The organism is Paenibacillus sp. YIM B09110, assembly GCF_037167145.1.
Classification (GTDB): domain Bacteria; phylum Bacillota; class Bacilli; order Paenibacillales; family Paenibacillaceae; genus Pristimantibacillus.
In genome coordinates, this window is record NZ_JBANSP010000007.1 from 172,499 (window position 1) to 198,180 (window position 25,682).

The 25,682-nt window shown below is 51.1% G+C and carries 24 protein-coding genes; 21 read left to right on the forward strand and 3 right to left on the reverse strand.

Features of this window, described 5'->3' with window-relative positions:
* The first annotated feature begins 30 nt into the window (after positions 1-30).
* The 7 genes from V8F51_RS13075 (at position 31) to V8F51_RS13105 (ending at position 7,646) form a co-directional block, all read left to right on the forward strand.
* Positions 31-705: a response regulator transcription factor gene (locus V8F51_RS13075; RefSeq protein ID WP_337100710.1), complete on the forward strand. Its 675-nt coding sequence runs from the start codon at positions 31-33 to the stop codon at positions 703-705.
* Positions 702-1,769: a sensor histidine kinase gene (locus tag V8F51_RS13080; protein ID WP_337100711.1), complete on the forward strand. Its 1,068-nt coding sequence runs from the start codon at positions 702-704 to the stop codon at positions 1,767-1,769. The genes V8F51_RS13075 and V8F51_RS13080 overlap by 4 nt, the downstream gene beginning before the upstream one ends.
* A gap of 193 nt (positions 1,770-1,962) precedes the next feature.
* Positions 1,963-4,017 carry a methyl-accepting chemotaxis protein gene (locus V8F51_RS13085; protein ID WP_337100712.1) on the forward strand — a complete coding sequence of 685 codons (2,055 nt, stop codon included), beginning with the start codon at positions 1,963-1,965 and terminating at the stop codon, positions 4,015-4,017.
* Between the two features lie 16 nt (positions 4,018-4,033).
* The gene (locus V8F51_RS13090; RefSeq protein ID WP_337100713.1) at positions 4,034-4,600 is read left to right on the forward strand and encodes a class I SAM-dependent methyltransferase; all 567 of its coding nucleotides are present in this window, start codon (positions 4,034-4,036) and stop codon (positions 4,598-4,600) included.
* A 306-nt stretch (positions 4,601-4,906) separates the two neighbouring features.
* A complete protein-coding gene (locus tag V8F51_RS13095; protein ID WP_337100714.1) occupies positions 4,907-5,701 on the forward strand; it encodes an ABC transporter ATP-binding protein in 795 nt (264 codons plus the stop codon).
* On the forward strand, positions 5,701-6,561 hold the full coding sequence (locus V8F51_RS13100) for an ABC transporter permease (protein ID WP_337100715.1): 861 nt from the start codon (positions 5,701-5,703) through the stop codon (positions 6,559-6,561). Before V8F51_RS13095 ends, V8F51_RS13100 begins: the two co-directional genes overlap by 1 nt.
* 26 nt (positions 6,562-6,587) lie before the next feature.
* Positions 6,588-7,646, forward strand: a complete 1,059-nt coding sequence (locus V8F51_RS13105; protein ID WP_337100716.1) for an ABC transporter substrate-binding protein — start codon at positions 6,588-6,590, stop codon at positions 7,644-7,646.
* A 204-nt stretch (positions 7,647-7,850) separates the two neighbouring features.
* Here V8F51_RS13105 and V8F51_RS13110 read toward each other — a convergent pair whose 3' ends face one another.
* The 3 genes from V8F51_RS13110 to V8F51_RS13120 are packed head-to-tail and all read right to left on the reverse strand — an operon-like array spanning position 7,851 to position 10,610.
* A complete protein-coding gene (locus tag V8F51_RS13110; protein WP_337100717.1) occupies positions 7,851-8,909 on the reverse strand; it encodes an MJ1477/TM1410 family putative glycoside hydrolase in 1,059 nt (352 codons plus the stop codon).
* A gap of 7 nt (positions 8,910-8,916) precedes the next feature.
* The gene (locus V8F51_RS13115) at positions 8,917-9,921 is read right to left on the reverse strand and encodes an N-acetylglucosamine kinase (protein WP_337100718.1); all 1,005 of its coding nucleotides are present in this window, start codon (positions 9,919-9,921) and stop codon (positions 8,917-8,919) included.
* A 44-nt stretch (positions 9,922-9,965) separates the two neighbouring features.
* A complete protein-coding gene (locus V8F51_RS13120; RefSeq protein ID WP_337100719.1) occupies positions 9,966-10,610 on the reverse strand; it encodes a LysE family translocator in 645 nt (214 codons plus the stop codon).
* A 222-nt stretch (positions 10,611-10,832) separates the two neighbouring features.
* Between V8F51_RS13120 and V8F51_RS13125 the strand changes: the two genes are divergently transcribed.
* The 14 genes from V8F51_RS13125 (at position 10,833) to V8F51_RS13190 (ending at position 25,582) form a co-directional block, all read left to right on the forward strand.
* Entirely contained in the window at positions 10,833-11,645 is an 813-nt protein-coding gene (locus V8F51_RS13125; protein WP_337100720.1) for a DUF6492 family protein, read from the forward strand.
* A gap of 14 nt (positions 11,646-11,659) precedes the next feature.
* Complete coding sequence (locus tag V8F51_RS13130) at positions 11,660-12,793, forward strand: glycosyltransferase family 4 protein (protein ID WP_337100721.1); 1,134 nt, start codon at positions 11,660-11,662, stop codon at positions 12,791-12,793.
* A gap of 13 nt (positions 12,794-12,806) precedes the next feature.
* The gene (locus V8F51_RS13135; RefSeq protein ID WP_337100722.1) at positions 12,807-14,186 is read left to right on the forward strand and encodes a sugar phosphate nucleotidyltransferase; all 1,380 of its coding nucleotides are present in this window, start codon (positions 12,807-12,809) and stop codon (positions 14,184-14,186) included.
* A 261-nt stretch (positions 14,187-14,447) separates the two neighbouring features.
* Positions 14,448-15,386, forward strand: coding sequence for an MBL fold metallo-hydrolase (locus tag V8F51_RS13140; RefSeq protein ID WP_337100723.1), 939 nt, complete (start codon positions 14,448-14,450; stop codon positions 15,384-15,386).
* A 309-nt stretch (positions 15,387-15,695) separates the two neighbouring features.
* A complete protein-coding gene (locus V8F51_RS13145) occupies positions 15,696-16,289 on the forward strand; it encodes a TerD family protein (RefSeq protein WP_337100724.1) in 594 nt (197 codons plus the stop codon).
* A 39-nt stretch (positions 16,290-16,328) separates the two neighbouring features.
* Positions 16,329-16,904 carry a TerD family protein gene (locus V8F51_RS13150; protein ID WP_337100725.1) on the forward strand — a complete coding sequence of 192 codons (576 nt, stop codon included), beginning with the start codon at positions 16,329-16,331 and terminating at the stop codon, positions 16,902-16,904.
* Between the two features lie 120 nt (positions 16,905-17,024).
* Positions 17,025-17,606 carry a TerD family protein gene (locus V8F51_RS13155; RefSeq protein ID WP_337100726.1) on the forward strand — a complete coding sequence of 194 codons (582 nt, stop codon included), beginning with the start codon at positions 17,025-17,027 and terminating at the stop codon, positions 17,604-17,606.
* 108 nt (positions 17,607-17,714) lie between these two features.
* Positions 17,715-18,980 (forward strand): TerD family protein, encoded by a 1,266-nt coding sequence (locus V8F51_RS13160; RefSeq protein ID WP_337100727.1) that lies wholly within the window; start codon positions 17,715-17,717, stop codon positions 18,978-18,980.
* Between the two features lie 31 nt (positions 18,981-19,011).
* A complete protein-coding gene (locus V8F51_RS13165) occupies positions 19,012-19,758 on the forward strand; it encodes a TerC family protein (RefSeq protein WP_337100728.1) in 747 nt (248 codons plus the stop codon).
* A 291-nt stretch (positions 19,759-20,049) separates the two neighbouring features.
* On the forward strand, positions 20,050-21,195 hold the full coding sequence (locus V8F51_RS13170; protein WP_337100856.1) for an HpcH/HpaI aldolase/citrate lyase family protein: 1,146 nt from the start codon (positions 20,050-20,052) through the stop codon (positions 21,193-21,195).
* Complete coding sequence (locus V8F51_RS13175) at positions 21,140-22,567, forward strand: phosphoribosyltransferase family protein (RefSeq protein WP_337100729.1); 1,428 nt, start codon at positions 21,140-21,142, stop codon at positions 22,565-22,567. Before V8F51_RS13170 ends, V8F51_RS13175 begins: the two co-directional genes overlap by 56 nt.
* Positions 22,564-23,724 (forward strand): cysteine protease StiP family protein, encoded by a 1,161-nt coding sequence (locus V8F51_RS13180; RefSeq protein ID WP_337100730.1) that lies wholly within the window; start codon positions 22,564-22,566, stop codon positions 23,722-23,724. Before V8F51_RS13175 ends, V8F51_RS13180 begins: the two co-directional genes overlap by 4 nt.
* A 14-nt stretch (positions 23,725-23,738) precedes the next feature.
* Positions 23,739-24,551, forward strand: coding sequence for an HAD family hydrolase (locus tag V8F51_RS13185; protein ID WP_337100731.1), 813 nt, complete (start codon positions 23,739-23,741; stop codon positions 24,549-24,551).
* A complete protein-coding gene (locus V8F51_RS13190; protein ID WP_337100732.1) occupies positions 24,548-25,582 on the forward strand; it encodes an ATP-grasp domain-containing protein in 1,035 nt (344 codons plus the stop codon). Before V8F51_RS13185 ends, V8F51_RS13190 begins: the two co-directional genes overlap by 4 nt.
* Positions 25,583-25,682: the final 100 nt, after the last annotated feature.

The following is a 25,682-nucleotide window of genomic DNA, read 5'->3' on the forward strand; positions in this document are numbered from 1 at the left end:
GGAAAGAAGCGGCAGAGGAGGGAAGGACGAATGAGTTATATATTGGTCGTGGATGACGACCCTCATATTAGAGAGCTTGTTAGCGTTATTTTGCGGAAGGAAGGCTATAGCGTACAGGAGGCGTCGGATGGCCGGGAGGCGCTCGCTATGATGGAGAAAGCTGCCGCCGATATGGTCGTGCTCGACGTCATGATGCCGAATATGGACGGCTGGGAGCTATGCAGGGAGCTGCGCGACAACTACGATATTCCGTTGCTCATGTTGACGGCCAAGGGAGAAATGGGCGACAAGGTGCGCGGCTTCAACATCGGAACGGACGATTACCTGGTGAAACCGTTCGATCCGGCGGAGTTGGCCGTTCGCGTCAGGGCGCTGCTCAAGCGCTATCGGATTGCGTTGTCCCAGCAGGTAACGGCCGGCGAGCTTCAGCTTGATCGGCATAGCTTCGCGGCGACGGTGAACGGCGAGCCGGTGACGCTGCCGCCGAAGGAGTTCGAGCTGTTGTTCATGCTGATCAGCAACATGGGGCGGACGCTGCCGCGGGGGCAGCTTATCGAAGCGATCTGGGGCTACGACTTCGAAGGCAATGAACGCACGCTCGATGTGCATGTGAACCGGCTTCGCGAACGATTCGCGGCTTGGGGAGTATCGGTGAAGATTAGCACGATTCGCGGGCTCGGCTACCGGCTGGAGGTGCAGCGATGAAGCGCAAGCTGTCGAAGCTGCAGATTGCGCTTCGCGGAGTAGCCGCAGTCTCCTTTGTGCTCGTATTTTGCGGCGGAATGTTCTCGCTTGCGTATTTACTCGCTCGTTGGTTTTACCGCTCCCATCAAGTATCGTGGTCCGATTACACGGTGCAATTGGTGAACTGGGGACTTGGCCTGCTGTTCATCGTTGTGACGTGGATGACGGTCGGGTTGCTGACGCTTCCGAAGCAACGGAAAGTGTGGAACGAGATGATGGATGCGCTGCGCCGAATCGCCAAAGGCGATTTCAATGTCGTCGTCGACCAGGAAGGCAGATACGATGGGCAGATCGGCAATATCGCGCAATCAATTAACGAGATGACACAGGAGCTGAAGCAGGTGGAACGGCTTAGGCAGGAATTCATCTCCAATGTGTCGCATGAAATTCAGTCGCCGTTAACGTCGATCAGAGGGTTCGCGAGCACGCTGCAACGCGAGGATTTGACGGTAGAGGAGAGAATGCGCTATTCGGCGATTATTGAGAAGGAGACGACGAGGCTGTCCAAGCTTAGCGACAACCTGCTCAAGCTCACCTCTCTGGAGGCCGACGAACAGCATCTTGAGCTCCGGACGTTCAGGCTGGATACCCAGCTGGAGACGATTGTGCTCGCTTGTGAGCCGCAATGGCTGGAGAAAGAGCTAGAACTCGACTTGGCGCTTGCCGAGGCTGAGATCGTAGCTAATGAGGAGCTGTTAAGCCAGGTGTGGGTGAATCTCATTCATAACGCAATCAAGTTCACTCCCGCCCACGGCAGCATCAAGCTGACGCTTGAGCAGACACAAGAGCACACGATCGTATGTATTGCCGATACAGGAATAGGTATGACGGATGAAGATCGGAAGCGGGTGTTCGAGAGATTCTATAAAGGTGACAAGCAGCGGACGAGAACGATTGAAGGCAGCGGGCTTGGACTGTCCATCGTGCAGAAGATTGTCGATCTGCATCAAGGCAGCATAACAGTGGAGAGCCGTTTGAACGAGGGCTCGATCTTCGAAGTCAGGCTGCCGCGCAGAGCGCAGTAAAACCAATATTGGAATCGATGGAGCTTCATCCGTGCGGATGAAGCTTTTTTGATAGGGAGATGACCTTGAAAAATTAAAAAAATGAATAAAAATTTGTCGAATGATGCCTGTAGCCTTACTTGTCATCCGATATAAAAGGTAAGGTATAAGTACAAGCATGCGGGTACAAGCCCGGTACAGGAGCGATGACGAGATGAAAGAGAAAAAGAGGGTCAATTTTTTGAAACGAAACGTATCACTGAAATGGAAGCTGCCGATTTACATCTCTTTGCTGGTGGCGGTTGTTTTCGCTGGCACGGCGACGATGATTTATCAGAGCAATTCGGATCTGTTGTTCAAAGAAAGTAAAGAGTCTTTGTTAATCCGCGGAACGCTGATCGGAGAGAACTTATGGTCTTCTGTATTGTCAGAGAGACAGAGCGTTGCATTGGCCGCAGATCATAATACATTCAAGTCGTTGTTGGCGCTCAGAAGCGCCGGCCAAATGACGGACGATCAATTTTTCTCGCCGGGCAATGAGCTGTTGACGCAATCCAATGCCATATTAAAGTCGGGTATCGAAAAAACAAAAGGCTTTCAATCCTTTCAACTTATAGATGCGAATGGGATTATTGTTGCTTCGTCTTCCGAGAGCGATGTCGGAGGCGATCGGACGGACCGGGAGTATTTTCAAGAGACGATAAAAGGCAAATCGTTTATTAGCGATGCGATCATTTCCAAAAGCACCGGGAAACTGGTTATTCCTTTTGCAGAGCCAATCATAAGTGAGAAGGGACTTGTAATAGGGGTTTTCAATGGAACGATTGACGCATCGTTTTTTGTTGATAAGCTGGAGCGCGTGAAGACAGAAGGAAGCCTATCTATACTAAGTCGCTCTGGTATTGTGATTTACGACAATGTGAATCCGGACAGCGTGGGTGAGAAATTGGACTCCCCGGGTCTTGATGAATGGTTGAAAGAAAGGGCTGCAGGATCCCCCATTCAGGGCGACGCGGAAAGCGGCAACGGTATCGTAAGCTTCACGAAAATCCCCGATGCCGATTTTGTCATCACATTGACAGAATCCTACGAGCATATTAACGAGCCTGTCAGAGAAATGATGACAGAGTTAATTGTCGTGACCTTGGTGGCCATCCTTCTTGCTATTGCAGTGGGCATCTTTATTTCTCGCGGCATGACGAGACCGCTTATCAAGCTGTCTAAGTTGTTCAAGCAAATGGCATCCGGCGATTTGACGGTAAGGGATGACGCGAAATACAAGAGCGAATTCAAGGATCTTGCGGATAGCTTTAATATAATGGTTCTTAACAACAGAGAATTGATAGGCAGCATGAACCAGTCCATCGGGATCATGAAGGTGAGCACCAATGAGCTGGATACTTCTGCGAAGCAAACGGCCGTTTCGATTACGGAAACAACAACAACGAGCGTAGAGATCGCAAGGGCAATGGACACGCAATCGAAAGACACCGAGCAGATCGTCGACAAATTCCATGGCTTCGGAGAAAGCTTCGTTTCGCTGCGAGAGAAAACGGAATTAATTAAAGGGGAAGCCGAGAAAATCGTAGACATTTTCCATCAAAGCCGCGAAGTCATTGAGAACCTGATCCGAGTGAAAGAGCAAAACGAGCATGAGGTTCAAAAAATTTCGGAAATCACAGCCAAGCTGCAGCACAGCTCCACCAACATTAGCCAAATTACGGGAGCGATCAAGGATATTGCGGGCCAAACGAACTTACTTGCTTTGAACGCCTCTATCGAAGCGGCCAGAGCGGGCGAACATGGGCGGGGCTTCTCCGTCGTCGCGTCGGAAATCCGCAAGTTGGCCGAGCAAAGCACGAAGCAGTCCCAGGAAATCAATGAGATTATCGGGCAGAACCTTGGCTTCGTTCAAGAAAACAATGCGAGCGTATCGGAAATTCGAAATATTTCCGCCCTGCAAGAGCAATTTGTAGAAGAAACGAAGGACGCCTTCCAAGCAATCTTCGAAAACGTGTCGCATATCGCGGATGAAATCCATGAAATGTCCAGCCGCGTCATGGAAATGGAGCGCGACAAGGACGACGTCATGGAGGCCGCGCAAAGCTTATCGGCAACGGGAGAGGAAGTGTCGGCTTCGGTTGAAGAGGTCACGGCGACGATGCAGGAGCAATCCGCAATGGCGCAGCAGCTTGCCGGTATGGTTGGGACGATCGACTCCCTTACCAAAGACTTGGCGGAGGCTGCATCGAAATTCAAGGTTAATTAGGCAGGAGTGAGGCGGGGTGAGCTCTGCGTTCTATAGTACGTTCATGACTATTGTTGCGGGAGTTGTGCTGATTGGACTCGTCTCGATCGTCTACAGAAGCTGGCGCAACGGCATATCGCCGATGCCTTCCTCGTCGCAGGCCCGCATGGCCGTGTCTACGGTGATCGGCCGAATGAGCGGGCCGATAAGAGTCATTGAAGCGGGCTCCGGCTGGGGACATCTAGCTTTGCATATCGCAGAGAAATGCAAAGGAAGTACGGTGGAAGGCGTCGAGAACGCCTCCCTTCCGTTATGGACTTCGCAGCTGGCCAGATTTGCATTATGGCGGAGCAACGTCACCTTTCGCAGAGGAGACATCTACAAGGAAGCGTACGAGCAAGCTGATGTTATCGTCTGCTACCTCTATCCCGGTGCTATGAAGCGGTTAAGCGGTATTTTCAAAGAGAAGGCGAAGCCGGGAGCGCGTATTATCAGCGTATGTTTTGCTTTGCCGGATTGGCCGCCTCACGGGGTTATCGTATGCAGCGATGTTTACCGCACTCCCGTATACCTATACGATGTGCCTAATCGAATACATGAGTAAGGTGGAATAGAGGTTGTCCCAATAGTCATTGTATATGGCTGGGGCGGCCTCTTTGCGTTTTCTGGGATCGATATGCATGTGATATTTTGGTGATGAAAATTATGTTGGAAGGCAAATACCGGACATAAACATAACATAATAATGCCATTTTGGGTACAGTGAACAAACAAATTTCGTAAATTTGGCTACCTTGAATATTGTATCAAGCAAATACCGATGCTAATATGTTACTTAACTTAACACGTAATTAATAATCGATCTGATCGAATAGATGCCGATAACGATTAGCGCAAAGGAGAGGGACGTATGGCGGGAACAGCGGAGAAGCAACTGGTAGCCTTCGAGCATGTGAGCAAAATGTTTAGTACCGGAACGTTAGCGCTCAGCGACATTCATTTTACGATTCAAGAGGGAGAGTTCGTAAGCTTTCTAGGGCCATCAGGCTGCGGCAAGTCGACGGCACTTCGGATGGTAGCGGGTCTGGTGGAGCCAACTTCGGGCCAGGTGACGGTGAATGGCAAATCGCCTAAGCAGCTCGTTCGCGAATCGAACGACATTGCCTTCGTGTTCCAGGATGCTAATCTGCTGCCATGGCGCACTGTGCTGGACAATGTTGTACTGCCGATGGAGCTTCGGGGCGGAAGCCGCAAGGAGCACAAGGAAACGGCGCTTCATGTGCTGGAGATGGTCGGCTTGAAGGATCATATCAAGGCTCATCCGAGACAGCTGTCGGGCGGCATGAAGATGCGCGTGTCGATTGCCAGGGCGCTGGCTGCGAAACCGAAGCTTCTGCTTATGGACGAACCATTCGCTGCGCTCGACGAGATAACGCGTCAGTCGCTCCAAATGGAGCTGCTCGATATCTGGCAAAAAGAGAAGATGACCGTGCTGTTCGTTACGCATAACGTCTATGAAGCAGTGTTTCTCTCTTCGAGTATCGTCGTCATGTCGGCCCGTCCAGGCCGAGTATCGTCGATCATCGATGTTGACCTTCCTTATCCACGAGAGCTCGGTATGAGAACGACTCCGAAGTTTTCCGAATATGTGGACTTGGCATCGAGTCATCTGGAGCACGGGGCAGACCGAAGGGAGCTGGGATAATGTCGATCTCAAGTGTCGAAACGGCTGGCAAAACCATTGTTCCAGTGGGGCAGATGGTAAAGAAGAATCAGGGCTGGCATCGCTTCAAGCACTATTATCTCGGCCCGATTATCGCATTCATCGTGTTCATTACGTTATGGGAGATTATCCCCTCGATGCTGGGATTGAAGCATTACATATTTCCTAAGCCATCGGATGTGTATAAAGCTGCTATAGAGGACTGGAGTATTCTGACTGCGGCTATTCAAATTACGGTTGTCGAATCTCTAATCGGATTTGCGGTTAGCGCGGTCATAGGCATCCTATTATCCGTACTGCTCGCCAGCTCCAAGATTATGGAACGAAGCATTTACCCGTATGCGATTATTTTGCAGACGATTCCCGTTGTCGCGGTTGCGCCGATTGTTGTGATCTGGTTCGGAGCGGGGTACAAATCCATTGTTGTCATTTCGTTCTTGATCGGCTTCTTCCCTATCATCTCTAATACGCTTATGGGTCTGAACTCGGTAGACAAGAACATGGATGAGTTATTCACGCTATATAACGCTTCCAAGTGGAAGAAAATGCTGAAGCTGCGCATTCCGGCTGCAATGCCTTACATTATGGCTGGTCTGAAAATCTCCTGTACGCTGTCGATCGTCGGCGCCATTGTTGGTGAATACGTCGCGGGTATTGGCGGAGGAAAGGGTGGTCTCGGTTATGCGATCACGGTCGCTGCCATTCAAGTGAAGACGCCATTCCTATTCGCATGCGGTATCGCGGCCGCCATTCTAGGTATTGGGTTTTATCTAATAGTCAGCATTTTTGCCAAGTGGGTATTGGGATCATGGCATGAGTCGGCTATGAAGGTTGAAAAATAAATAGATATAGGCGGAGGAGAGAGAATATGCAACATTTCAAAAAAGGTAAAGTACTTATTTTGTGTCTATTGGTGGCGGTATTCGTAGCGGCTTGCGGCAGCGGAGGCAACAACAACGAACCGACGAACGCTCCTGCGGCAACGGACGGAGCAACAAACGGAGCAGCTACGGATGCGCCGGCTGCAACAGATGTACCTGTGGAAAAAGTAAAGCTTGTACTCAACTGGTTCCCGAAAGCACAGCATGGCGGCGTATATGCGGCGCAAGAGAAAGGCATCTTCAAGGACAATGCGCTTGATGTTACGATCGAACCAGGCGGTCCGCAAGTATCGGCGATTCAGATCGTCGCTTCCGGCGCAGCGGATTTCGGTCTTGTGCATGCCGACCAAATGGTTATCGCTAGAAACCAAGGCATCGAGCTGGTGGGCGTAGCGGCGGCGCTGCAAGGCAGCCCGCAAGCGCTTATGTTCCATGAGAATGCGGACATCCAGTCATTCGATGATCTGGCAGGCCGCTCGGTCTACATTCAACCTGGTATTACATACTGGGACTTCCTGAAAAGCAAGTTTGATCTGAGCAAAGCGAAGGAAGTTGCTTATAACGGCCAGCATGTTAACTTCATCGCCGATAAGGAATCGGTAAGCCAAGCATTCGTCACTTCCGAGCCGTATTTCCTTGAGAAGGAAGGCGTGAAGACGAAGACGATTCTTATCTCCGAAGCGGGTTATGACCCGTACAACATCGTATTGTTCGTAACGAAAGATTACTTGGAGAAAAACAAAGAGACGGTTGCGCGTTTCGTAAAAGCGTTCTCCGAGGGTTGGTTGTCCTATAAGGATTCCGCGGCGGAGATCAACGAAGTCATTCATGCGGCGAACCCGAACATCGAGCTTGACGCGCTGAACTTCGAAGGCGAAGCGCAAACGAACTTCGTATACGGCGGCGATGCTGCCGAGCACGGCTTCGGTTATATGTCCGAAGAGCGGTGGACGACACTGATCACGCAGCTCGCAGATCTCGGCTTGCTGAAAGAGAAGTTCGATGCGAAAGAAATCTTTACGACAGAGTTCTTGCCAGCGAAGTAAGAGGCAGAGCTATAGAAGACCGGCTCGCGTATGCGACCGGTCTTCTTGTTGCTTCTATGAGGAAATTGCAAATTAACTGGAATTTCTCCCGTTATTGCGTTGCTCTACGCTCATTTTGATCAAATAGATGGAATTACTCCCGCTAATATACCCGATTCTCAGTTTGATGAGTAATATTGATGAAATTAACTGGAGGAATTCCTGTTATTTTATAAGCGAACTTGGACGACCTACCGGCTGGACGTCTTCAATGACGTTCAAGATGTCAAGCTCGCGGTTGCTGCGCCCGGCGTAACAATAGAACCCTTCGGATTGACAGAGGACCGCATAACGCAGAATACGGATTTTGTTCGTAAACGGGAAGCCGCCAGGCTGATCGACATAATCAACAGATAATACGCGCTTGCCTGCGTCTGCTATTTGGCGGATATAGGCTAAGCGGTAATCGATCTCGTCTTGTTCTTGCTGCTTCGTCTCGTTGAACCATAGGTCTTCGATACCGATGCCGTCGATTGTCTCAACATAGCTTCCGTCCGTATCGTATTGCACGATTCCTTCCCCGTTCTGGGGGAAAATCTGAAACGATTCGTTTTTGCCTCTTGCATACTCGGCAATTCGTTGTACGAAGGCGATCATGCGTCTCGCTGAATCTTCTTCATCGATAGGATCGCCTTCGCGCTTCTCTTCGAGCCCTTCGCCGTAGCTCTCGGCTTCACCCCAATAATAATAGGCGTCAACAATGTCCATATATAAGCCGTCGAATCCGGCCTCGATAATAGCGTCAAGACGGGGGCGGATGATGTTGTTCCACCATGCCTCATCCCAATAGCGAACTTTGACGCTTTCCGGCCAATTCGGATTGGCTACTGTGCCGATCCAAGCTGGGGCTCCCTTCTCGATGCGGAGTGCGCCATTACGGAATTGTCCCCACTCTTCCTGCCAATAGGTACGGAAGTAGGACGCCTCGCCGATGCTTAAGTAAGCAATCGGTGAGACGCCGGCTGCCTTGAGCGCTTTAATCCGCTCTTTGCTGTAGCTCGTCTCATCTGTCCCGTCCTCGGTCGGATCGATGACAGCAAGAGAATAGCCGCTGTCGGAAGCTTCCTCCGGCACAAAATTTTGCAGCTGATACAGCCATGTCTGGCGCTCTTCAGATCGTTTTTCGTAACGACCCTCCAACGACTTGGAGTTAAGGAATAAATATAGGAATACGGATGCTGTACCCAGGACGACGACGGTGAGACCGATTAGCCAATAGCGCATAGTCGTATTAACCCGTCGCGATGAGCTTCTGCTGCAAGCTCTCCTCGTCGATCTGAATGTCTAGTCGCCTCAGCGCAAGCAGTATGGCGCCTGCGACAGGGGGAAGTGACGGCTCAGTGACGGAATAGCTCCGATTCCGCCCTAATGTGAGCCTCGCCGCAAGCGTACGGAGGAAGTACGGACTGTTGGCGACGCTGCCTATAAAGGAAACCGGAATGGTTTCCGACTCGAAGGAGCGGGCGAGCAACTCGATGCCGACAATCATCTGCTCGATTGCGCGATCGCACACACGAACGGCAAGAGTTGCACCTTCCGCCGCCGCGGAAGTTAAGCAGGGAGCGAATTGGCCGAATCTGCGATTTCTCTCTCTGGCATCTTCTTCGAAGCCGCTGCGGGCAAGCAATGCGAACTCATCCAGCGTAGAGCATTTCCAATGGTTAAGCATGGCGGATATAAGCTCGCCGTCTGATTCGTCCGTACGGCCTGCCAGTGCTTCATACACGGCGTCATAAGCGATGAAGCGTGCTGCGCTTGCTGCATAATGATGAAAGCTATAATTGCTAATGGCTTGTCCGCTCTCGGTAATCGCCAGTATGTTGGAGCCTGTGCCTGCGATTGCGACAATTCCCGGCCGCGCCTTAAGCGCTCCGTAGTGAGCGGCTACCGTATCATTGACATGCCACTTAGGGCAGTCTAGACCGGGCACGTCGGTCAACTGCTCCACCCATTCCAAATCAGCAGGGGAGTTATAGCTCGCAATGCCCGCGGCGACACCGCGAACCTGATGCAGCTCGGCGCCAGCTTCTGCAAGGGCGGAGACAATCGCTTGCCTGACATTCGTTGCTGCAGCCAAATCCTTGTGGAGCGAGGCAGCGCCATCGACAACAATTGATGCTCTTACATTTCCTGATAGATCAGCCACTGCTACGCGAGTGTAAGTCCCGCCGCCATCAATGCCAATGACTACTTCCTTCATCGTCGTCATTCCATCAGCTCCATTCGTTCTGTTCATTTTGTTAATGACTAGTTTAGCAGATTGTGGAATGATTTGTCCTTCTACCCTATGACATCGCGCAGCCCGTCCCAAAATACTTTAATAGCGAAATAGAGGAACAGCATAGCGGAGACAAAGGACAGCACTCTCACGATCTTTTCCTTGAAAAAAGCGCCGGACAAGCTGCTCGCGAGTGCTACGCCAAGCGACCAAAGAAGTCCAGCTGTAAAAAATCCAGCTATGAATACGAGCAATGCGCTGCGGTCCGACAAATCGAACGTGGCGAGCAGCGTTCCTGCCGCGAATGCGAACCAAGCAATGACGGTAGGCGAAGAGACGGCAAGACCCGCGCCGGCAAGCCAATCACGAAACAGCGACCGTTCGGCCGAAATAGCTGCGTCCATAGGAAGCTCGCGCGGTCGCCATGTCTCGCGAAACATTTTGTAAGTAAAGTAGAACAGCACGCCGGACCCGATAATCCAGAACAGCCATTTGATGACTGCAATCTCAAATACGACGCTCACCCCGAGCAGTGCTAGTGACAAGTAGAATAAATCCCCGAAGCAGGAGCCGAACCCGATCATGAACGACGGTTTGAAGCCGCGCTCCATCCCCGTCTTAATAATTGCGACATTCACGATGCCTAAATCGAAGCAAAGCGATAACGAGAACAAAAAACCTTGCACAAACGGAAGCCATAATTCCACCCTTACATCTATCCTCTCTCTCATTAATTTACCACATCAGAATGTTTGAGTGTTTTACAGGAGCTTTTCTCACACGCCTGCATTTCCCGCTGCATAGAATGACAATCTATCAATCTATGATTGGCAATAAGCCTCTTTCATCTACTCTCTTTCCTTTGCCCATTCCATACCTTTTCGGGTCGCATATGATAAGCAAATAATTGCGAAATGGAGTTGAGAGCGATGTCGCTTGTTCAAACTGGACAGTCGCGGAATGAACGTAACCCCCGGATCGACGTGCTTATACCCGCGATCGAGAAAGATTTGGAGACGCTGCCCTTCGTCATCGACGCTGTTCGCAAGCAGTCGGTTAATACGATTAGCAATATCTATATCGTTTCTCCGCGCAAGGCGTCGATCATGGAGCTGTGCCGTAAGAAGGGCTGCAAATTCGTCGACGAGAAGACGGTTCTTCCTTTTACAAAAAACGAAATTCAATACCATTCTGCCAAGTGGGAACGCGCAGGCTGGCTCTATCAGCAGTTGCTGAAGCTAAGCGGCGATCGCATATGTAAGGAAGATTTTTTCCTCATCATAGATGCAGATACGGTCCTTATTCGTCGCCATAACTTCCGGACCGGCGGGAAAACCGTGCTGTATTGCCGCAATTGGAGCCAAGACGAATATTTCAACTCGTACCGCAGGTTAATGAAGCAGCGGGTAACGGCCAAGCGATCTTTCGTGACGCACTACATGCTGTTCGAACGGACTAAGCTGGCCGAGATGAAGCGATACATGGAGAAGCTGCACGGCAAAAAGTGGTACCAGGCTATTCTAGACAGCGTCGATAAGAAGAGGCAATTCGGTTTCTCAGAGTACGAGACGTACGGCAATTATTTGTACGCTCGCTATCGGGATCGGCTTGTTCTGACAACCAATCGCAATAAGGGGCTTCAGATGAGCGTTCGGCGCATGTCGCAACAAAAATGGACCGAGATGAGCGGGAAATACCGTTCATTATCATTCCACAAACGAGAAGTTTACAAACGAAAATGAAAGGCGGCCGCATCGTGTCGAAACTTACGGTTGTATGGGAAGGGCCGATAGGCAGGAAGAGCGGAACGGGCATAGCAAGCAGAGAATACGTAAATGCGCTTAGGAAGCAGGGAGTTAACGTCAAGGTCGGAGCTGCCAAACATCGCAAAGTTTTGCCGGTGGGCGCTCGCAATCCATTGATCTATCACCATACCGCGGACACGATCCAATTCGGCAAGCTTAGGCCTTATTATAAACCGATTATATTGAACACCGTCTGGGAGACGACCAGGATTCCGAAGCGATGGCGTGCTAAAATCAACAAGTTTGACGCGGTGTTTATCCCTTCGCTGCAGAATAAGAGAGCGCTGCGGGCAAGCGGCGTGAAGGTTCCGATCTATGTTGTGCCGCATGGCGTGCATACGAGGAAGTATCGTCCGGGAGCTAAGAAGCTTTCTCTTAGCGAGGCCAAGGGGCGATTCGTGTTCGTATCAGTATTCGGCTTCCAACATCGCAAAAACCCCGAGGCTTTGCTCAGAGCTTACTGGGAGCAATTCTCGGCCAAAGATAAAGTGCTGCTCGTTATTAAAACAAGCGGATATAGCAGCAGCGAAAACGAGCAGTGGATCAAGAATAAGATTTCGAGCTATAAGAAGAAGCTCGGCATTGTTAAGCAAACAGCGCCAATTGTGGTTATTGCACGCCATATAAGCGAGCAGGAGGTTGCCGGCATCTATACGCTCGGAGATGCCTTCGTGCTGCCGACCCGCGGGGAAGGCGTCGGACTGCCGTTTCTTGAAGCGTTGGCAAGCGGCACGCCGGTTATCGCCACGGGTTGGGGCGGTCATATGGATTTTCTTTCGAGGCGCAATTCCTTTTTGGTCAATTATAAACTGGTTAACCCTTCATCTAGGATGAACGGCAAACATGCCATTTCGCGCTCGTTCCGCCATTTGTTCGCAGAGAGCGGGCAGCAATGGGCGGAGGCAGACATCGGAAGCTTAAAGCGGCAGATGAAATACGCTTACGATCATCCATGGCTATGCAAGAAGAAGGGGCAGCAAGGATTGCGTGATGTACGGAAGTTGACGTGGGGCAGCTCGGGTGCGGCGATGAAGCGGGCAGTCAATCAAATAGCAGGCAGAGGATTGGGAGTAAAGCTGCAATAAGGAGGAATGAAAGATGCGAGTAGTGCTTTTATCGGGAGGTTCAGGCAAGCGGCTATGGCCGATGTCCAACGATGTACGGTCCAAAATCTATTTACGGCTTTTGCCTGACGGGGCTGGCGGCATGGAATCAATGATCCAGCGTATAAGTAAGCAACTGGAAGCGGCGGGACTGCTGCAATCGGCTTATATTATGACCCATAAGAGCCAAACGGAAATAACAAAAAACCATATTGGCAACCGTATTCCGCTGCTGACCGAATCCTATAAGCGCGGTACGTTCACGGCAATTGCGCTGGCCGCCAGCTACTTTCATTCCGAATTAGGCGTGCCGCTGGACGAGACGATCTGTGTCATTCCTGCCGACGCTTATGTGGAAGCAGATTTTTTCGCCACCTTGCGTCAGATGCCGGCCGCTCTAGCTGCGTCGGGCGCGGATCTGGCGCTGATCGGCACGCCGCCAACCTATCCAAGCCAGCAATATGGCTACATTGTACCGAAGAAGGGCGGCGGGGAGAGCGCATATATTCCAATCGAGCAGTTCGTGGAGAAGCCGGATCAGCATCTGGCGAAGCGGCTGATCCGCAAGCGGGCGATGTGGAATTGCGGTGTATTCGCGTTCTCGCTGCAGTTCATGCTGGACGCCTTGCAAGAGAGGAATTTTCCTACGCAATATAAGGATTGGAATGCCCTCTATGAAGGACTGCCGGAAAGCAGCTTCGACCATGAGATTGTCGAGAAGACTGCTCGCGCTATCGTATTGCCTTATGCCGGGATTTGGGACGACCTAGGGAACTGGAATACGCTAACCAGCCATATGGGAAGCGCCATAGTGGGACTCGGCGATATAACGGACAGCAGTGGGCAAACCCATTTGATCAACGAGCTATCGAGACCAATCCATATTATCGACGTACCGAATATTATAGTAGCTGCCAGTGCAGATGGTATTCTAGTCGCCCGCAAAGACAAGTCGAGTCTGATCAAGGAGAAGCTCGGAACGACTCTTCCCTATCCGATGTATGAGGAGAAGATGTGGGGGAAAATGAGCGTTCTGCATCATGCGAGAGGCGAGCGGGCAGAAGTCGTCACGAGGAAGCTGGAGATCGAAGCAGATCGGCATACCGCGTATATGATGCATATAAAGCGGACGAAGGTATGGACCGTGGCGTCGGGTGAAGGCTCGTTCCTGTGCAACGGCGAGCTGCGCCGAATCGAAGCGGGGGATGTGCTTCATATAGCAAGCGGCACCAGATATGGGGCGAAGGCTTTAAGGACGCTTGTCATTATAGAGAACGACATCGGAGGAAGCTTGCTTAAGGAAGATGAAATAAGCTTAGCTGAGACCTGGGAAAGCGCGCTGAGCTATGAGGGCTTGGGGCGGTCAGAGGCATAATTTGGACTTATGGCTGTCATTTATTATATGATTGATAATAGACTCGCTGCCTAGCGTCAGCTCGGCAGATTTCTCTATAAGAGGTGAGCTGTTATCTTTATCTTTATTATCGAAATTATCGTTGTTATAGCCGTTTTCACGTACCTGCTGCTTAACTTCTATCCGGCCTTCGGCGGCAAGCTGACGAAGGAGCGGAAGGAAGCATTGAGCGCATCCAGTCAGTATGAGAACGGCAAATTCATTAATGCAATTGCTACTTCTATGAATATGAGTTTCGGGGAGCAGGTGAAGGTAGCCTTCCAATTTCTAAAAGGCAATCCGAAGAGCCGTCCAAGCAAGCCTGTTAAGGTAGAGACGTTGAACGCCGCTCGGCTGCAGAAAGCGAAGCGTCCAGCGATTACTTGGCTTGGCCATTCCGCGCTGCTGCTGGAGATGGAAGGAAAAACCGTTCTGATCGATCCGATGCTCGGCAATGCGCCTTCTCCTTTTCCGATAATCGGAGGGAAACGCTTCAGCAAGCAGCTTCCGATCGATATTGAGCAGCTTCCGACCATTGATGCGGTGCTTATTTCCCATGATCACTACGATCATCTTGATTATGGCTCTATCATGAAGCTGAAAGACAAGGTTAAAAAGTTTTTCGTGCCGCTGGGCGTTGGTCCGCATCTGCAGCGCTGGGGCGTTGATAGCCAGAAGATTGCTGAAGGTGATTGGTGGGATGAGTTCGATTACGAAGGAATGACGCTGGCCTGCACGCCAGCCAGACATTTCTCGGGCAGAAGCTTGACGGACCGCAACGCTACGCTGTGGTGCTCTTGGGTGATTCAAGGCCATGACATGAGCGTGTTCTTCAGCGGCGACAGCGGTTACGGACCGCACTTTAGCGAGATAGGGGGCAAGTACGGCCCGTTCGATCTGACTTTAATGGAGTGCGGGCAGTATGACGAGCGCTGGGAGGCCATACATATGATGCCTGAGCAGACGGTTCAAGCGCATCTTGACGTCCGCGGCAAAACGATGATTCCGATTCACTGGGGGGCTTTTACGCTCGCGCTTCATAGCTGGACCGACCCGGTCGAGCGGGCGGTGAAGGAAGCGGCGCGCCTCGGTGCGTCGATTGCAACGCCGAAGATTGGCGAGACGGTCTATCTGGATGCGGCGGATTATCCAGTGTCGGCTTGGTGGACAAGGGAGGGTTAGTCGAATTGCGTCTTCACTAAATAACAACTAACGCTTCCATGATCTAAAATGGTATAATAGTAAAATATTCGGAAGTTCGAATGAATCGGCAAAAGACTGTTTTGGCACAATAATGACGGCATGTCTTGTTATGGACAAGCTTTCGTGCTCGTGCCAGCTTGTTAAGTGAGGCTAATGACCCGTATTTGCGGTATCGAGCCCAAAAAAAGTTGAAACCTTTCCTGAAGATACAACGTTATAGTACGACATATCTGAAAATTTGCGAAAGTTGCCGAGCGACTCTGCAAGGAAAGGAGGTGAACATATAAAATGGCTTCGATTAATCTAGTAAAGGGTCAAAAGATTGATCTGACGAAAGGCAATACTGGACTTACGAAGGTTATCGTCGGTCTTGGCTGGGACCCTGTCCAAACGAAAGGTTTCTTCGGAATGAAGAAAGCTCCGAACATCGACTGCGATGCGTCCGCCCTTCTTCTGAACGATTTTGATAAATTGGCGAAAGACAATCAACTTGTATGTTTTCACAATAAGACGAGTCCGTGCGGCTCTGTCATTCACTCCGGCGATAACTTGACGGGTGATGGCGACGGAGACGACGAACAAATTTATGTAGATCTAGCGAAGGTGCCTTCGGATGTTCATAAGGTGCTTGTCGTCGTTAATATCTACGATTGCGAGAACCGCAAGCAGGATTTCGGAATGATTCAGTCTGCGTACATTCGGATCATGGACGGAAATAGCAGCAATGAGTTGATTAAGTTCAACTTGAGCGACAATTACTCCGGTCTGACCGCGCTTGTATGCGGTGAATTGTACCGTCACGGCTCCGAGTGGAAATTTGCCGCGATTGGTGAAGGAACGCATGCTCCGCATATCAATCTGCTCGCAAACCGCTATAAATAATAATATCTATTTAAACTAATGAGAAGAGGCGAATGAACCATGGCTATTAACTTGTCCAAAGGTCAGAAGGTAGACCTGACGAAATCGAATCCAGGTCTGAGCAAAATCACAGTAGGTTTAGGTTGGGACACGAATAAATACGACGGCGGCAAAGACTTCGACCTTGACGTATCGGTCTTCTTGACGAACGCGGCAGGCAAAGTTGAATCCGAGAAAAACTTCATCTACTTCAACAACAAGCAGAACGAGAACGGTTCCGTTGTACACACGGGCGACAACCGTACGGGCGAAGGCGATGGAGACGATGAGCAAATCCAAATCGATCTGAATTCCGTTCCGGCTAACGTAGAGAAAATCGCATTCACGATTACGATCTACGAAGCGAATGAGCGCAACCAAAACTTCGGTCAAGTATCCCGCGCTTATGCGCGTATTCTTAACGAAGCTTCGAGCCAAGAGTTGATCCGCTTCGACCTAGGCGAAGATTTCTCCGTTGAGACCGGCGTAGTTGTAGGCGAGCTTTACCGCCACAGCGGCGAGTGGAAGTTCAACGCAATCGGCAGCGGCTACAGAGACGGTCTTGCGGGTCTGACTCGCGACTACGGCTTAGCATAAGCAACAACCTCACACAAGCTCAAGGCTTTCCATCCGGAAGGTCTTGAGTTTGCCTAATCTTACAGGGGTTTCTAGAAAGCCCGCCTGGCTGGACATTCATGAAGAAAGAAGGAGATTCGTATGACAATCAGTCTTTCCAAAGGACAGAGGATCGATCTAACCAAAACAAATCCGGGGCTCACGAAAGTTGTAGTTGGACTTGGCTGGGACACGAACAAATATAACGGCGGCAACGATTTTGACTTGGACGCATCAGCTTTCCTTCTCTATGAGGATGGCAAGGCGAAGGGCGCTGACGACTTCGTATTTTACAACAATAAGAGCGGCGGAGCAGGTTCGGTACTCCACACGGGAGATAACCGTACAGGTGAAGGCGATGGGGACGATGAACAAGTCCAGGTCGACTTTAGCAAGATCCCTGCATCGATTCATCGAATCGGCATCACCGTAACGATCTATGACTATGAATCGCGCGGGCAGAACTTCGGTCAAGTAACGAATGCCTTTGTTCGTGTCGTAGATGCCGCAACGGATCGCGAAATTATGCGTTATGATCTAGGTGAGGATTTCTCGACCGAGACAGCGGTCGTATTTTGCGAATTTTACCGTCACGGAACGGATTGGAAATTCCAAGCGATCGGCAGCGGCTTCCAAGGCGGCTTGGGCGCGCTTTGCAAGAACTACGGATTGGATGCGTCATAGGTAAATGTAGCTTGGTGATGAAGCGATAAGCTGAATCACCTTTCTTCAATAAGAAGTGAAGTACCGATTATGCCTGACACAGCAAAGTGCCAAAGGGTGGAGAGAAGGATGACCGTACAAATTATTAAAGGCCAGAAGGCCGATCTGACGAAGACGAATCCAGGATTAACCGAGGTAGTTGTCAGCCTAGGCTGGCGTGCGCCAAGCTCGATGGAGCTTGATACTTCGGCATTTCTGCTCCGGGGAAACGGCAAGGTAGCCGGAGACGACGATCTTATCTTTTATAATAATCCGACGACTAGCTTCATTTCGTATCAAGATGGACAAGCTGGAGGGGATAACAAGCAGTTCGTTATCAAGCTGCAGCAGGTTCCGGCTGCCATAGAGAAGGTCGCATTTTCCTTGACGATCTATGACAGCGATAACCGCAAGCAAAATTTTGGACAAGTGGGGAACGCCTTCATCCGGTTCGTCAATAAGCAGACCGGCGCTGAAGTTCTTCGATATGACCTTGGAAACGACTTCTCCGTTGAAACAGCTATTGTTGTGGGAGAATTATATAGATACAATGGTGAATGGAAATTTAATGCGATCGGTGCAGGATTTGCCGGTGGACTCGGAGCGTTGTGCGGCAACTTCGGCATTGAAGTGAACGATGAGCCGGCAGCGCCGCCGCCGTCGCCCGTACCGCAACCGCCAGCCCCAAGGCCGGCGCCGCCTGCTCAGCCGCCAGCGCCGAAGCAAGAATCGCCGCCCGTACCGCTTAATCTCAACTTGAGCAAGATCGAGCTGAAGAAAAAAGGCGATACGATTAATTTGAAGAAAACGGCAGGCGGTTTGGGCGAAATTCTGATCAACCTGAACTGGAATCAGCAGACGAAGAGCGGCGGGTTCTTCGGACGCGGAAGTAAAGGGGTCGATCTGGATCTTGCCTGCTTATATGAGCTGAATAACGGGGAGAAGGGCGTCATTCAAGCGCTCGGAGAAAGGTTCGGACAGTTGAACCGTTCACCGTTCATAGCGCTTGACGGCGATGATCGGACAGGCTCAGTCAAGACGGGAGAGAACTTGCGTATTAACGGTGCGCGAATTGCCGACATTAAGCGGATTCTCGTGTTCACCTTCATTTATGAAGGCGTGACAAGCTGGTCGCAAGCCGATGGCGTCGTAACCGTGAAGCAAGAAGGCGGCCCGGAAATCGTAGTCCATATGAACGAGCATGATAATAGCAAAGGAATGTGTGCGATTGCTATGATTCGTAATGTGAACAATGAGACGTTCAGTATTGAACGGCTCGTTCAGTTCTATAATGGACATCGAGAGATTGACCAGGCTTATGGCTGGGGGCTGCGTTGGGTTGCAGGCAGCAAATAGCTTTTTGCATTAGTCATCGCACTATGAGGAGATGGACAGGGTGGTAGACTTTTTTAACAGTGTCGTAGAAAACTACGGTCATTTTTTCTCGTGGCAAGAGGTTGTCAATACGTTGACAAGCCCGCAAAGCTGGACCATTATCGCCACATTAGTACTGCTTGAAGGGTTATTGTCGGCAGATAACGCGCTTGTGCTTGCGGTTATGGTTAAGCACTTGCCGAAGGAACAGCAGAAGCGAGCGCTCTTCTACGGTATTATTGGCGCCTATGTCTTCCGCTTCATCGCGATCGGTTTAGGTACGGTTCTTGTTCAGATTACCTGGATAAAAGTGTTAGGCGCGCTGTACCTGCTTTATATCGCTTATTCAGGTATATTTAAGAAGAAGGAAGAGGAAAGCGAGACGAAGAACAAAGGCTTCGGCTTCTGGCGCACGGTACTTATGGTCGAGTTGATGGACATTGCGTTCAGTATCGACAGCGTAATCGCCGCTTTCGGCGTCAGCGAAGAAGTATGGGTATTGTTCGTCGGCGGACTCCTCGGCGTTCTGATGATGCGCGGCGTCGCGCAAGTATTCTTGAAGCTGATCGACAAGTTCCCTGAGCTTGAGATAACGGCATTCATCATGATTGCGCTTATTTCGGCTAAGATGCTAGCTGCTGCCTTGTTGCATTATGAGCTGAACCATTTCATTTTCTTCGGGCTGCTAATCGTCGTATTTGGCGGTACAATCCTGTTAAGTTCGATGAAGAGGAAGCGGGAAGAGAAGCAAGGCGCTTAATGACCTAATGAAACGACAATGATTGATGAATTCCCGCCACAAAAAAGAAAGTTATAGTCTGTTGCGAACGGCTCCGTCCTTTGGTAGTAACACACATACCGCAGGTTGCATGGAAATGCACCCGCGGCGTGTACTTAGGCGGAGTCGTTTCTGTATCATGAACCATGGTATCCATCGACAGCATTAACGATTGCCGAGTAACCATGCATTCGAAATAAGGAGGAGACGGCTCTGAGATATTTTAACTATTTAACACGCGAAGAAGAGACTGCATTGTTCGTCAGTCCGCCCATACCTTTCAACCAATCCTCCGACAAAGACCTGCTCGCATACGCAGTTGGCGCGGCTTTATATATGCCGGCTACTCGGCAAACGATTGCAGAAGACCTGTTAAACGCTAAGCATGAAGGGCTTGCGTCCATCGTCATAGATTTGGAGGATGCGGTCGGTGACCAGCAAGTCGAGCTTGCTGAAGAGATGCTGATGCAGCAGCTTTTTCTCATTGCCTCCTATGTGAAGATCGGCGTGCTGCCCGATTCGCAGCTTCCGCTTATTTTCGTAAGAGTTCGATCCGTGGATCAGCTCAAGAGATTGATAGGGACATTCGAGCAGTTAATTACGCATATAACCGGCTTCGTGCTGCCCAAGTTTACGCCGGAGAACGGCGAGTCTTATTTCTATGAAATCGCTTCGTACAACAAGAACAGGGGAGAATCGAGTCCTGTACTGTACGGGATGCCGATTTTGGAGACGGCATCGGTTATTTACCGCGAGAGCAGGGTGGAAACGCTGCTTGGCATTAAACGTATACTGGACAAGTATCAGTCATACGTACTTAATGTACGGATTGGGGCTACTGACTTCTCAAGTTTATTCGGGCTTCGCCGAAGTCCGGATATGACGATCTACGAGATTGCGCCGATTCGCGATACGATCGCAGATATTATTAATATTTTTGGCAGAGTCGATTCCGGGTACGTCATTTCCGGTCCGGTGTGGGAATATTTCTCCAACCGGGAGCGCGTGCTCAAACCTCAGCTTCGCATAACACCGTTCGAGGAAGCGCTCGGCCATGTTGGCCGCGATCTTCGTTCGCTTTATATATCCAACTCTATGGACGGACTTATTCGGGAAGTCATCATGGATAAGGAAAACGGCATTACAGGCAAGACGATTATTCACCCGACGCACATTAAGCCGGTTCAAGCGCTGTATGCCGTCACCCATGAGGAGTATATCGATGCAACAAGCATTATTTCGAACAATAACGGCTATCTTGGCGTCATGAAGAGCCAATACGCGAACAAGATGAATGAAATTAAGCCGCATCTGAACTGGGCAAGGCGCATACTGGCGAGATCACAAATTTACGGGGTGTTACATGAGCAGCAGCATTTTATCGGATTATTGCCCGGACATGAGCAAGTATACAGTTAATATATTGGACCGAATTGCGGTCGATATTGAAGTGACCCATAACCCGTTCGAGCTGCCGGTTGATTTGTTCTTCGCAATGGCGGCGAGAATTAATAAGAAACGTTCCTTCCTATTCGTCAGCAAAATGCTCGGCAAGCATATTCCGGTAAATCCGTATACGTCGCTTCTAAGCGGCGCAGCGCTTGCGCTGCTGCTTCTGACGGAGCAGGATGATGATACAGCGCTTCGCTCTAAGCAGTTGCTGGAACAGGCGCTGCAAGGTCTGCGTGACGAGAGCCAGGCGCAGGCTGCCTACGAAGCGCTGGTGGCTGCTAAGCTGTCGCCATCGGCGCCGATTGCCTTTATCGGCTTCGCTGAGACGGCTACGGCGCTTGGTCATGCGATGTACAATGTGCTCGCGGAGCGAGCGACTTATATTCATACGACTCGCGAGGATATTCCCGAGCTGGTATCCGTTATTAACTTCGAGGAAGAGCACTCCCACGCGGTCGCTCATCGGTGTTATGCCTTGAAGCCGGAAGTGCTGTCCGGTACGGAGCCGATTGTGTTGGTCGATGACGAGATTACGACCGGCAAGACGGCGCTTAATATTATTCGCGATATTCAGTCGAAGTTTCCGCGCAAGCGATATATCATCGCTTCGCTGCTCGATTGGCGATCAGAGAGCGATGAGCGCGCCTGCGAGGAGCTGCAAGCTGAGCTTGGCATTGCAATTGAATCGGTATGCCTGCTGAAGGGGCGAATTACGGCGGTAGGCAGCCCGCCTGACGAGATACCTGTACCTCGCGATCTGTCGGGCTTGCCGGAAGCGGAGCTTTCTATTGTTCACTTAGGAGATAGCTTAGAGCAGGTAAAGCTTGCGGTAGGTTCAGTGGATACGAGCGGTTACCCTAACGGGTCGCCGTACACAATCGCAACGGGTCGATTCGGTATCGAGGCGGCGCAGCGTTCAGCGATTGACGGAGAGATCAGCCTAGTGGCGGAAGAACTGCGGCAGCAGCGCGGCAGCGAGCGGACGCTCGTCATGGGCACGAGCGAATTCATGTATGTGCCGATGCGCATCGCGGCAGAGATGGGAGCGGGCGTCCGCTACCAATCGACGACGCGCAGCCCGATTCACACATCGGACGAGCCGGGGTATGCGGTGACGAGCGGACAGCCGTATCCGTCGCCGGAGGACCTTGATGTACGGCACTTCATTTACAATGTGGCGCCGGGGCAGTATGACGACATATTCGTCTTGTTCGAGCGGGATATGCCGCAGGTGCGCGTTGCGCCGATGCTTCAGATATTGCGGAGGCTGGCAGGCAGTAAAGTGCATGCGGTGTTCCTGACCGCGAATACGCACGGCTGGGAGAGTCTCGATCAATGAAGACGGAGAACAATGAAGCTGATGTACGATTGTCAGAGAAGATGATTGCACCTCCATCGCCTATTGGCAGCTATGATACTTCTGATGTGACGTTTCTTCTGAAGGATATAAGCGCGGTTCAGCTTGAACGGACGACCGAGGAGCGGGAAGCGGCAATTCAATCAGGCGTACATTATTCCGAGATGCTGCCTACGGAATATGAGCCTTCTGCGGCGTATATCGAGCTATTCCACCGGACGCTGGATCAGTCCGCTCGGGATGTCGCCCTTGCGGCGGCCATTGTTGCAGAGCGGATTGCGGCGAAGCGAGGCAAGGACGTAGTGCTTGTCTCGCTCGCGAGAGGCGGGACGCCTGCGGGTATTCTGATTAAGCGGTATTTGGCTTATCGCTACGGCTGGGACGTTAAGCACTACAGCATCTCTATTATTCGCGGCAAAGGCATTGACGAGAATGCTATCCTATATATTTTGCAGCAGCATGGGGCTCATACAGAGCTTCAGTTCGTAGACGGCTGGACGGGCAAGGGTGCGATTCGCGGTGTATTGGCCGAAGCGGCCGGACAATTCGAATCTAAATATGGCTATCGCATGAATGATGATCTAGCGGTGCTGGCCGATCCCGGCCATTGCTGTACGCTGTTCGGCACGCGCGACGATTATTTGATCCCGAGCGCTTGCCTCAATGCGACGGTCTCGGGCTTAATCAGCCGCACTGTACAACGCGATGATCTGATCGGTCCTGGCGACTTCCATGGCGCGAAGTATTATGAGGAGTGGAAGGAAGCGGATTTGTCGCATACGTTCGTGGATACCGTATCGGCCAGCTTTCCGGATATTGCGGACGAGGCGGCTGCGCAAGCGGAAGAAATGGAGCGACATCCCGCCGAGGCGACGTGGCAAGGGCTTGCCGACATTCGCATGCTGCAGCAGAAATACGGCATCGACAACGTTAATCTGGTGAAGCCGGGCGTAGGCGAGACAACAAGAGTACTGCTGCGGCGTATGCCGTGGATGATAATCGTGAACCGATTGGACAACCCGGGCTTGAAGCATATATTGCTGCTGGCCGAGGATCGGGGCGCAACGGTAGAGGTTCTCCCCGAGCTGACATATTCTTGCTGCGGTATTATTAAACCGCTGAAAGGCGATACGGAATGATCTATGCAAGCGACTTGGACCAAACATTAATTTATTCGGCAAGATCGATCGGCGTGCCGACTGATTCGTACGGCATCGTGCCTGCGGAGAGGTATCAGGACAAGACGATTGCCCATATTTCGCAGGAAGCATTACGGTTGCTCGCCTATTTGCCGCGCGACGTGCAGTTCGTTCCGGTAACGACACGAACGGAAGCGCAATATCGGCGCATTCATATTTTCCAAGACGTGATCGTTCCAAAATACGCGGTGACGAGCAACGGCGGCAATATTATGAAAAATGGCGTACCAGACCGTGAATGGCGCTCGCATGTCGAGCGGAAGTTGGAAGCTGGCGCGGCATCGTCATCGGAAGTGAGGCAGCATTTCGCGGGCCTGCTCGAGAGCGATTGGGTGCTGCGCGAGGACTTATGCGACGAGCTGTTCTACTCGATTCTGATCGATCGCGATCGGATGGACCTGGAAGCCGTAATGGAGAAGGCCGAGGCGGTGAAGCCGCTGGGCTGGGAAGTATCCATTCAAGGGCGCAAAATCTACCTCGTACCTTCCGTCATTAACAAATGGGATGCAATCGCCCATATTAAGAAGCGTCTCGGGGAGCATGAGGTGATTGCCTCAGGCGACTCACTGCTTGACCGTTGTCTGCTGGATCAGGCGGATTATGCGATCGCGCCCGCCCATGGCGAGCTGTTCCGCGAGAAGCGGCGTGATCCAGCGTCGGTGACGATAAGATTCACAGAGCGCTCCGGTATCTTCGCGGCTAATGAAATCGTAAATTATGTCCATCATATCTCACAACAATTGAAAGCGGTGAACAATCCGGCATGAAGAAGAAGGTTAATCTGTATTTCAATCGATGGTTCTCGGTTTCCTATTTATATATGAATCATTTGCGCGGTAATCCGGACGGCGTGGAGTTCAAAATTTTCGGTACGCATCCCGATCCGATGCATATGTCGCTGCAGGGCTGCGATTATGCTGAGATTGAGCCGGTGCTGCAAGGTGTGGAATATGTTCAGTACCTGGTCGATTTCTGCCGCAAGCATGAGATTGACGTATTTATTCCGCGTCTTAAGATGCTGGACATCGCTAAGCATGTGCATCTATTCGATGCAATCGGCACGAAGGTGCTTGTCTGCCGCGATACGGTGCTGCTGGAATCGCTTGTCGAGAAGGACCGGTTCTATAAGTCGCTTGCCGGCAAGGGCATTATGGAAATTCCCGCTTACGAGATCGTGAACAATGCCGATGATTTCAAGGCTGCGTACGAGCGTCTTGTTGCCGCCGGACATCGCGTATGCTTTAAGCCGAACAATTCGGAGGGCGGTCTTGGCTTCCGAATTATCGATAATGAGCGTGATCGGCTGCAGGAGTTGTTCGGTTATGTCACGCAGCTTACGTCTTTCGAAGATGCATATCGCACGCTGTCGAGTGTAGAAACCTTCGATGATCTGATGGTGATGGAGCTGTTGCCGGGCCATGAATACAGCATTGACTGTCTCGCTGACGAGAACGGCCGCTTGCTGGCTGCGGTGCCAAGGCGTAAGGAGAGCGGTCGCCTGCGCGTATTGGACAACAATGCGGAGCTGATCGAAATCGCTCACCGTGTTGCAGATACGTTCCATATTCCATTCAACTTCAACATACAAATGAAATATAACGGCGATACGCCGAAACTGCTGGAGATTAATCCAAGAATGTCCGGCGGCCTTCATGTCACTTGTCTGTCGGGCGTCAACTTCCCATATCTTGCAGTGAAGTCGGCTCTAGGCGGAGAGGTTGGACCGATTACCCCGGAATTCGGCATCTGGGCAAGCCATATTGAGCAGCCGATGCGCATGCACGATTGGTCCAAATAAGACGATTTGCTAGCTGAATTCGACCTCTGAAGCACGTGCGTGAGTTGACATGACCCTTATGTTATTTCTACAATATAAGGAATTATAAGTTGCACCTCTA